This is a genomic window from Dactylosporangium sp. NPDC005572 (genome assembly GCF_040605515.1).
In the GTDB taxonomy this organism is placed as follows: Bacteria; Actinomycetota; Actinomycetes; order Mycobacteriales; family Micromonosporaceae; genus Dactylosporangium.
The window spans coordinates 1-10,101 of record NZ_JBEXCY010000314.1; the positions used below are offsets into that span (position 1 = coordinate 1).

The 10,101-nt window shown below is 69.3% G+C and carries 7 protein-coding genes and 1 pseudogene; 5 read left to right on the forward strand and 3 right to left on the reverse strand.

Annotated features, from left to right (window positions below):
* Positions 1-307, forward strand: a pseudogene (locus ABZS66_RS57955) (hypothetical protein); the annotation flags it as partial.
* A gap of 635 nt (positions 308-942) precedes the next feature.
* Here the strand turns inward: ABZS66_RS57955 and ABZS66_RS57960 are convergent.
* Together ABZS66_RS57960 and ABZS66_RS57965 are read right to left on the reverse strand one after the other, a co-directional pair.
* Positions 943-3,381 carry a hypothetical protein gene (locus tag ABZS66_RS57960; protein ID WP_354772959.1) on the reverse strand — a complete coding sequence of 813 codons (2,439 nt, stop codon included), beginning with the start codon at positions 3,379-3,381 and terminating at the stop codon, positions 943-945.
* Positions 3,382-3,581: 200 nt separating this feature from the next.
* Positions 3,582-4,169 (reverse strand): TetR/AcrR family transcriptional regulator, encoded by a 588-nt coding sequence (locus tag ABZS66_RS57965; RefSeq protein ID WP_354772961.1) that lies wholly within the window; start codon positions 4,167-4,169, stop codon positions 3,582-3,584.
* Between the two features lie 77 nt (positions 4,170-4,246).
* Here ABZS66_RS57965 and ABZS66_RS57970 point away from each other — a divergent pair, with 77 nt between their 5' ends.
* Complete coding sequence (locus ABZS66_RS57970) at positions 4,247-4,672, forward strand: VOC family protein (protein WP_354772963.1); 426 nt, start codon at positions 4,247-4,249, stop codon at positions 4,670-4,672.
* A gap of 8 nt (positions 4,673-4,680) precedes the next feature.
* On the opposite strand, the gene ABZS66_RS57975 is transcribed toward ABZS66_RS57970, so the two are convergent.
* A complete protein-coding gene (locus tag ABZS66_RS57975; RefSeq protein ID WP_354772965.1) occupies positions 4,681-5,355 on the reverse strand; it encodes a hypothetical protein in 675 nt (224 codons plus the stop codon).
* Between the two features lie 230 nt (positions 5,356-5,585).
* On the opposite strand from ABZS66_RS57975, the gene ABZS66_RS57980 reads away from it, so the two are divergent.
* From ABZS66_RS57980 to ABZS66_RS57990, 3 genes are all read left to right on the forward strand, one after another.
* The gene (locus ABZS66_RS57980) at positions 5,586-6,746 is read left to right on the forward strand and encodes a HupE/UreJ family protein (RefSeq protein WP_354772967.1); all 1,161 of its coding nucleotides are present in this window, start codon (positions 5,586-5,588) and stop codon (positions 6,744-6,746) included.
* Between the two features lie 161 nt (positions 6,747-6,907).
* Positions 6,908-8,839 carry a metallophosphoesterase family protein gene (locus ABZS66_RS57985; protein ID WP_354772969.1) on the forward strand — a complete coding sequence of 644 codons (1,932 nt, stop codon included), beginning with the start codon at positions 6,908-6,910 and terminating at the stop codon, positions 8,837-8,839.
* Between the two features lie 92 nt (positions 8,840-8,931).
* Entirely contained in the window at positions 8,932-10,011 is a 1,080-nt protein-coding gene (locus tag ABZS66_RS57990; RefSeq protein WP_354772970.1) for a DUF916 domain-containing protein, read from the forward strand.
* Positions 10,012-10,101: the final 90 nt, after the last annotated feature.

The following is a 10,101-nucleotide window of genomic DNA, read 5'->3' on the forward strand; positions in this document are numbered from 1 at the left end:
CAGACCCTGGGACCTACCGGCGATCACGCCACCGCGCCTGCCTCCTACCCTCCACCGCCACGGCTCTTCCAGCCGCCATGTCCAGCAGATCGACTACCACGCCTGGAAACGCATCGGCGACTGGATACGCCGTAAGCACCACCCCATCTCCTGGCGGGAGATCCGGCGCCGTTTCACCGGACCCGGATCGAGGTTCACCCACAACGGGATCACCTTCTACGGCGCCTCCAGCGTCAAGATCGAACGCTACCGCAACCGAGGCAGCAAGATCTCCACCTCATGGACCATCACACCAACCACGACGTGATCACCGGGCAAGACACATGGAGCCGGATGCGGGGCCAACTCGCACGTCCGGTTCACGAGGGCGGCCAGCGGAAACGGACCACGAGCAATCGTGACACCGCGCCGCTGGCCGACCCCACGGCGGCCCTGGCGGGCCGCTGCGCCCCGCTCGGGGCACGCCGCGCCTTGCCGCTTCGCTCCCGGCGCGGCCCCCGGCGACGCGCTAGCCCGAGCGGACACGCCGAAGCCCCGGACATTCTCGTCGGGAGATGCTGGGGCTGACGCTGAATGGATAGACAAAAGTTCCTGCGATACTGCGGCACGTGGATGACGATCAACGGCCCAAGGGTCCGCCGCAGCGGGTTCTGTTCGCTACCGCTCTCGGCTCCGCCCTGCTAACGCTGCTTGTTCTGATTCTGTGCTGCTGCATGGGCGGCAGTCGTGTGATCACGTTCGTTGTAGAGTTTCTGACCGATCCCACTCTGACGTAGGCCAGCCTCCGGCTGGCCGCGTTACACCGAGCGTGACCCGGACGCGGAGCCGCCGCGACGGCTGGCGGTCCGGCGGCGCCGCCGATCTCGGCTCGTCCGGTGCCTCCGGGTGCAGGGCCTCCGGCCCTGCACCCGGGGATCGGCCTCCGGATTGCCGGGTGGTAGGTCAGGCGGTGTCGTCGTCGAGCACGGTCAGCCAGGCGAAGCCGTCCCCGATCGCGACGCCGACGGGTGCCGAGATCGTGATCTTGTACCGCAGGGACGTCGTGTTGACGGTGGTGTTGCCGGTGAGCGGTATCGCGATCGTCACGCTGCTCACTCCCTTCGGGATGGTGACGGGGAACGACAGCGCCGGCACCTGCCCGGCGGTCGCGGAGCCGCTTGCCGCCGTCTGCACCTGGACCGTGGCCGGGTCCTTCAGCGCCTTGCTCAGCGTGAGCTGCATCGTCGCGGTGCCCGGTCCGTTGCCCTCGGCGACGGTGGTGTCGGCGATGCTGGCCAGTTCCGCCCGCGTCGCCACGCCGCCGCCGACGGCCGGCGTGTCGAAGGCGAAGTCCGACAGGTACACCCCGCCGGTCGGGGTCGCCGGCCGTACCGTGATGGACCGGACGTTCTTCAGGTCGAGCTTCGGCAGCGCGTCGAGCGGTACCCGGACCGTGCGCAGCCAGGTCTTGCCCAGCCGGCTGATCCCGTTCGCCGTGTTCGTCGAGGACGGGAACGGGGTCAGGGCCGGGCTGACGTCGCCGACCCGCACGGTCGCGGAGCGGCCCTTGCCGTCGATGAGCGTGACGTCGAGGTCGACGTCGCCGGCCGCGGACTCGTCCCGCGCCGCCCGGAACGTCAGCGCGTCGTACCGGTTGATGTCGGACTGCCCCGGTGCCAGCGCGATCTGCAGCGCCGGCGAGACCGACGCGGCGCTCCACTGCAGCCGCAGGACCGGGCTGAGCGGCACCGCCGGCGCGAACGTCGCCGGCGTCCAGTGCGGGACCTTCGACGTCGCGGTGGTCGACGAGCACGGGGTGTCGCCGGGGAGCACCCGCGCGGCCACGCTGTAGCAGTACGCCCCGAGGTCGAAGCCGGACATCGTGACGTTCGGTGCCGGACGCTCCAGCGGCGCCACGTCCGTCCGGGACGAGCGGGGCTGCTGGGCCTCCGAGTAGACGACGGCGCGTCCGGCCGACGCAACGGTACCGTTGGTGCCGTCGAACAGCGGCAGGAACGCCTCCTCCTTGCCCTGCACCAGCCGGAAGAACCCGGCCATGTAGGCAGTACCGACGGCCCGCTGCTCGGCCGCGGCCAGCCGGCTCGGGCTGGCGCTGCCGCACACCTCGTCGTTGGCCGGCGACCAGTCGTCGCTGGACGGCGCGACCGACACGCCGGGCGTCCACTCGGTGTTGAAGAAGTTGTGGTCGGCGCCCATGACCATCAGCGACGAGCGCAGCACGTCGTCGCGGTACGAGTAGCGGGTGTCGTCGTAGAAGTGCTGTCCCTGCTGGTTGGAGACGTCGCCGTCGCAGTAGGGCAGGATCACCGCCATCGGCACGCCCGGCAGCGTCGCCCGGCCGAAGTCGACCGGCGCGAGCGGCAGCACGGCCCGGATGCCGTACGGGTGTTTCCGCTCGGCGTTGAGCAGCGCGGCCTCGACGACGCCCTCGCCGCCGCGGGAGTGCCCCATCAGCCCGACGTTGTCCAGGTCCAGCCGCCCCGACAACCGGTGGCGCTTCGGCCCGTTGGAGTCGGTCCACGACGCCAGCAGGGCCAGATGCGCCATGACGAGCTGCCCGCGGGCGAGCGCGCCGTTGTCGTCGGTGAAGCTGGCGTCCTTGGCGTTGATGCCGTCGGCGCTGATCGACACGACGACGTAGCCGTGCGTGGCGAGCGCCTCGGCGGTCTCGGTGTACCCCAGATAGCTGTCGATGGGGATGAAGTCGGCCGCGCACGGCCAGTTGGTGTTGTTGGTCTGCCGGGTGGTCGGGTTGTAGCAGGCCGAGTGCCGCCCGTGCAGGAATATCACGACCGGCCGTTTGCCCTTCGCCCCGGCCGGCGCGTAGACCGCCGCCCGCATCTCGACGGGCAGGTCGCTGAGGCCGGACAGCGTCGTCGCGGTGTCCCCGAGGTCGTAGTCGAGGCGCTCGACCGTGTACGGCCCGGGCTGCGCGGGATCGGTGTAGACCGGCTTCTTGCCGTGGTTCTTCACGGTCGCGGGCGGGGCGGCGGACTTCGCCGCCGCCTGGGTGCCGGGCACGACACCGTTCCAGGCGACCTCGACGCGCTCTGCTGCGGTGACGGTGGTGTCGGTCGTCTCGACGGTGAGCGTGAGCCCGTCGGGGGACTCGCTGGCCGGGCCGATGATCCGGCCGTCGACGGCGAGTTCCGGGACGGCGTTGCGGACGGGCAGCGGCTCGTTGAGCCGCAGCGTCACCCGGGCACCGCCGTCGGGAAGGGTGTCGACGGCGAAGCCGTTGGAGTTCGCGGACTCGTCGATCGGATCGGCTGCGGCGGGAGCGGCGACGAGGGTGGACGCCGCCAGGCAGCCCGCGAGGATCGCGACCGGCAGCGTCACGGCCGATCGGCGCCGGTGGCGGAGGGGTAGCAATCGGAACATGTGGAACTTCTTCCTTTCGCGCCGTGATCTTCAGCGCGAGAGAAAGCTAGGGACGACGTGTTCCAGAAGATCACTTTCCGGGAGGCGGCCCGGTTACGAGGTGGCACGAGGCCGTTTCGGATCGCTGTCCATCACCGTCCAAATGCCAACTCATCGGGCATCCGCGGCCCGGATCCCGGGAAGGCCCGCGTTGCTCGGGGTCATGAGCGGAGCCCGTCGAGAAGACGGGTGAGGGCATCCATCGCGGCGTCGACGGAGGCCGCCGGGTCGGGCGTGCCGGCTATCCACAGCGCCGCCTCGTTCATGGCCCCGCTGAGCAGGCGGGCCAGCGGCTCGACCGGCTGCGGCGCCATCGTCCCGGCCGCCATGACGGCCGACAGCGCCTCGCCGAGGTGCCGGGCCGATGACGCCTCGTCCATGGCACGCCATTCGTTCCACCCCAACACCGTCGGTGCATCGAGCAGCACGATCCGCTGGAACTCGGCATCGGATCCGGCGGCCAGGAAGGCTCGGCAGCCGGCGAGCAGCTGGTCCCAGGGGTCGTCATACTCCTCGGCCGCCGCCGCCGCGACGGCGGCCCCGATCCGCTCCTGCGCCTCGGCCACGACGGCCCGGAACAGGCCGGCCTTGCTGCCGAAGTGGTGGTAGGCCGCCCCCTTGGTGACGCCGATTCCGCGGGCCAGCTCCTCCAGCACCACCGCGTGGTAGCCGTCGCGGGCGAACCGCCGCCAGCCCTCGGCGAGAAGGGCCCGCCGGGTCTCCTCGCGCTGTTCGGCCCTCGTCGTCACGGAACGAGTTTGACATACCCACGGTATGCCAGCTAGCGTCGTTCACATACCCAAGGTATGTGAACCCGGAGGGCGGCATGCTGACCAGCTTCTACCCGGTGATCGCGTCGAACGACGTCGCGGCGGCTGCGGCCTTCTACACCGAGCACCTCGGCTTCGAGGTGACGTTCGCGGCGGACTGGTACGTGAGCCTGCGCCATTCCGGCACACCGCAGTTCGAACTGGCCCTGCTCGACAACCGCCATCCGACGCTGCCGGCCGCCTACCGCAAGCCGGTGCGGGGCCTACTGCTCAACCTCGAAGTGTCCGACGTGGACGCCGAACACCGCCGCCTGGTCGGCGGTGCCGGCCTCACCGAGGTGCTCGGGCTGCGCAGCGAGGACTTCGGCCAGCGGCACTTCATCGTCGCCGCCCCGGACGGCGTCCTGATCGACGTGATCACCAACATCGCGCCCAGCGCCGAGTACGCCGACGCGTTCGCGCCCGGAGTAGTGCCCGAGTAGGGAGATATTTAGAGGTGGTCGAGCCAGATCACGATGCCGGTCCAGTTGTTGAGCACGGCCGCCACACCCGCCCGGATGGCGGCCGAGCAGCGCTCGGGGGTGAACGAGGCGGGGTCGTAGGTCGAGGACATGCCGAGCCCTTCACCGCGGAACGACGCGCCGGACCAGTCGACCGCCGTGACGTTGTGCGTCGGCTCGGCCACCTCCGCCCCCACCACGAGGAACTGCTGCGACAGGTGGCTCGCGGTGACCGTCGCCATGGGGTCGATGAGGTCGTTGCCCGCGCTGACGATGAGGTCCGGGCCCATGTCCATGGCCCTGGTGATGGTGGGAATGAGGTCGTGGGGGTCCTTGGCGACGATCGTTCTGAGGTCGACGTCCTCGGCCTTCGCCCATTCCTTGACCGCCGTCACGAGCTCCTGCGTCGGGCGATCGTCACCCGCGCTGATCAGTACCACCCGGTAGCCCTCCGACGGATGGACCCCGGTCCAGGAACCGGCCTCCGGCGTGACGGTCCCCTCGGGGGTGGGCGGAGCGGATGGGTCGACGAACCCCGGGCCGAGTGCACCGACGGGGGCGGGACTGGGGTGCGGCCGGGACCAGTCGTCGCCGGCGGAGCCGCAGCCGGCGATGAGCGCGGCGGCGGCGGCCAGCGTGGCAACGGCCCGAATCGGGCGGCGCAAGGCGATCGTCCTCCCCGGTAGTGACGGGATGTGCGCGTAATTCCTATCGCAGTTCCGGCCGCGTTCAATCCGCCGGGCGTCGTTTCGAGGGTTTGTTTTCCAGCGGTTCGTCGGCGGTCCGGCTTGTGTTCGCCAATGACGTGCAACGTGCACTGGCCACGTAAAGGAGCCGCATGTTGCCACGCGCCCGCTCTGTCATTTTCATCACTGTCGTCGGGATCGTCGCGGCGGTGCTGACGTTTCTGAGCGCCGGACCGGCGCTCGCCCACGGTTTCACCTCGACCGTATACGTTCACATCACCGCCGGTGACGAGGGCCATGTCCGGACGGCGGTGGAGCTCGAGTACGACCTTCTTGTCGTGTCCGCCGCGGATTTCGAGCACAACGATCCGCTGTACCGGGCGGGTACCGCCGCGTTCGACGACGGTGACACCGAGGGGCAGGCCGCGGCACTCAACACCCATACGGCGTCAGTCGTGAAGTACGTCACCGAACGCCTCTCCGTCACCGCTGACGGCAAGGTCTGCGCGCCGACCCCGGTGGGCGGCTTCACGATGGGCCGGCAGGAGGGCGTGCCGTACGCCAACCTGGCGCTCGACTGGGCCTGCCCGCAGGGGCGCGCCGAGCACGAGGTGCGCAGCACGCTGTTCCCCGACACCGAGGGCTACGTCAAGGGCACCAAGACGATCGTCACCTACGAGATCGACGGCCGCTCGGGCAGCGCGGCCCTCGACGCGGCGCGCCCGTCCTTCTCGACCGGCCAGTCGTGGTACGAGCGGTTCTGGGAGTTCTTCCGCCTGGGTGCCGAGCACCTGCTGACCGGGATCGACCACATCCTGTTCCTGCTGGCGCTCATCGCCGGGTCGCGCCGCCTGCGGGAGATCGTGCTCGCCGCCACGAGCTTCACCCTGGCGCACTCGGTGACGTTCATGCTCGCCGCGCTCGGCCTGGTCGACGTGCCAGCGAGGGTCGTGGAGCCCGTCATCGCGCTGTCGATCGCCGTGGTCGCCGGCTGGCACCTGTGGCGGGTCTGGCGGCGCGGCGGTCGTGCCGCCGACCTGGAGACGGCGGGGCACAGCCACTTCAGCCTGGACCGTGCGGGTTGGACCCGCCTCGGTGTCGTGTTCTGCTTCGGTCTCGTGCATGGCCTGGGCTTCGCAGGAGCGCTGGGAATCAACGAGGCGTGGTCGTGGACGCTGCTGTGGTCGTTGCTCGTGTTCAACGTCGGTATCGAAGTCGTGCAGCTCGCCATTGTCGCCGTCGTCTTTCCACTCCTCATCGTGCTGCGTCACCGGGCACCGGAAGCCGGTCTCTGGACAACCGGAGCGATTGCTGCCGGTGTGTCCGTTATGGGCCTTATCTGGTTTGTGCAACGTGTGATCTGGCCCTGAGAACACCACGGAGGCTGCGACTGGCCGCAAGATCAGGTTCACGGCCGGTTCATCGGGCGGCGAAACGTTGGGTCCGCTTTTCCTGTACCTCCATCGGAAAAGGGAAGAAACCCGTGAAAGCACGAACCTCCAAGCGAGCCTCCGGGCTTGCACGGCGCCGCGTGGCCGCAGGGGCCACCGCGGCTGCCCTGGGCCTGACGATGGCCCTCAGCGGTCTGGCGACCCCCGCCAGCGCTGCGGACCCCGCCACGCTCAGCGGCATCATCCTCGGTGTCGGCGCCAACGAGACCCAGCGCATCGTGACCTGGTACTCGTCGGCCGACACCGTCCAGCAGGTCCAGGTCGCCCCGACCGCCTCGCTCGTCAACGGCGAGTTCCCGGCCGGCGCGGCTACCTTCGACGCCATCGGCGGAGCGAACATCGCGACCAGTGGCGGCTTCAACCGTCACGCGACGCTCTCCGGCTTGCAGGAGAAGATCCAGTACTCGTACCGGGTCGGCTCCGAGGGCAACTGGTCCCCGACCTACTCGTTCAAGACGCAGGACTTCGAAGGCGACTACGACTTCCTGTTCTACGGCGACCCGCAGATCGGGTCGTCCGGCAACGTGGCGAAGGACCAGGCCGGTTGGCAGGACACCCTCGACGTCTCGCTCGCGGCCAACCCGGACGCCGAGCTGCTGGTGTCGGGTGGTGACCAGGTCGAGACGGCGAACACGGAATCCCAGTGGACCGCGTTCCTCGCTCCCGACAAGCTGCGCCAGTACCCCTGGGCCGCCACCATCGGCAACCACGATGTCGGTGGCAAGGCGTACGAACAGCACCTGTTTACCCCGAACACGGACCGGTCGGCCCCGCTGTACGGCAACGGGAACCCGGCTGGCACCCAGTCCGGCGGTGACTACTGGTACATCTACAAGGATGTGCTGTTCATCGACCTGAACAGCAACAGCTACACCACCACCTCCGGTGGCGGCGGCGACGCTGCGCACATCGCGTACGTCACCGATGTCATCAACCAGCACGGCGCTGAGGCCAAGTGGACGGTGCTCGTCTACCACCACGCGATCTACTCGCCGGCTGACCACGCCAAGGACGGCGACAACAAGGTGCGCCGGGTCGACTTCCCGACCGCCTTCTCCAACCTTGGTGTCGATCTCGTACTGCAGGGTCACGACCACAGCTACTCCCGCAGCTACGAGATCAAGAACGGTGAGAAGGCGAACCCGGCCGAGCTGCCCGGTGCCGCCGACGTGTTCCCCGGTCCGGGCGGCGTCATCTACGTGACGGGCAACTCCGCCTCGGGCTCGAAGTACTACGACATCACCGCTCCTGACAACAGCGGCACCAGCGGTGCCGGTAACGGTGCTGACCCGTTGAACCCGAACAGCTACTGGTACAACTCGGTGCAGAACCAGGAGCACGTTCGTAGCTACGTCAAGGTTCAGGTGCGCAACGACAAGCTCGTCGTCGAGAACATCCGCAGCGGCACCTGTGCGGCGCCGAACGCTGCGGTCGAGCTGGGCAAGGTCTCGTGGTGCAACAACACCACGGCCGGCCAGCCGGTCGGTTCGATCGTCGACGCGGTTACCGTCCACCCGTACCAGGGCGACGGTCAGTCCATCCAGGTGAACGTGCCCAACGCTGCTCCGGGCGAGTTCGGTTGGACGATCGACGGCTACAACGGCCTCGTGGACCTCGGTACCGCCGTGGACAACAACGGCGACTACTTCGCGGCGACGGGCCAGATCAACCCGATCCTCGTGTCGGACAACCGGCGCTCGCTCGCGCCCTGGTCGATCTCGGCCAGCACGAGCGACTTCCGGGACGCCGACAAGACGTTCTCGGGCGCGTACCTCGGCTGGACGCCGAAGGTGCTCGTGGCAGGTGCCGGTGCTCAGGCCAGCGGGGCGGTTCCGTCCGCCTACGACGACCACGGCCAGGGCCTCTCGGTCTCGCGCGGCCTCGGCTGGGCGGAGCAGGGTCACCCGAAGGGCACCGCCCGGCTCGGCGCCGACCTGGAACTGAAGTTCCCGGGCAGCGTCGACAAGGGCAACTACCGCGCGACCCTCACGATCACTGCGCTGAGCAGCTGACCGTACCCGTTACACCTGGCGGGGTCGGCACCTTCGGGTGCCCGCCCCGCCAGTCGTTCCAGTCCGACCCGAGACCGCCCGAGGACTTCGAGATGCACGCGTCCACAACGCACCGGAAGACCATCGTCACCGCCCTGGCCCGTACCGTCGCCGCGGCACTGCTCGCCACGTTCGCGGTCACCGGCCCGGGTGCCACTCCAGCACTGGCGGAGGGCGATGTCGCCTGGACCGTCAGGACGGCCTCGAACAGCTACGGCGCCGACCGGTCCAGCTTCAGCTACGCCGTCAACCCCGGTGGGCGGGCCCAGGACGCGATGGTCGTCGCCAACCGCGGCAACGCCCCGCTCGACCTGGCGGTCTACACCGCCGACGGCTACACGACCGGCACGGGTCAGCTCGACCTGCTTACCAGGGACAAGAAATCCGTCGGCATCGGCGCCTGGTTCCATGCCGACCGCGAGCGCGTCGCGATCCAGCCCGGGCAGACGGTCGAGATTCCCTTCACGGTCGCCGTTCCGGACAACGCCACACCCGGCGACTACGCGGGCGGCATCGTCACCTCGCTGACGCAGCCCGACGCCGCTCAGGGCGTCAACGTTGAGCGGCGCCTCGGGATCCGGATCAAGCTGCGAGTCAGCGGCGCGCTCAAGCCGGGCCTCGCGATCGAGGACCTGCACGTCGACTATTCCGGCTCGTTCTGGAACCCGTTCGCCAAGCGCGACGCCACCGTCACGTACCGGATCCACAACACCGGCAACGCCATCCTGACGGCCAAGCAGGCGGTGTCGGTCTCCGGCCCGTTCGGGTGGCTGCGCAACGACGCGGGCGAGGTCAAGTCGCCGCCGGACCTGCTTCCGGGCGAGAGCTGGAAGATGACGGTGCCCGTCCACGGCGTGGCGACGTCGGGCCGGCTCGCCGCCACCGCGACCCTCACGCCGCTGCTCACCGACGCGTCGGGCTCCACCACGTCGCTCAAGCAGGTCCAGGTCTCGGCGCACAGCTGGGCGATCCCGTGGGCGCTGCTGCTGCTGATCCTCATCCTGGTCGCGGCCGTCGTCGGTGCGTACTTCCTGATCCGTCGCGGCCGGGCTCAGCGCAAGCTGCGTGAGGACACGCGCGTGCGCAAGGCCGTCGAGCAGGCACTCCGCGACAAGGAGACCCAGAGCTCCTGACGCCGGACGCCTACACGGTCTACAGGTCCCCCGCGGGGCCCGGTGTCTTGCGGCACCGGGCCCGACGCCTGCGATCAGGGAACCCAGTAG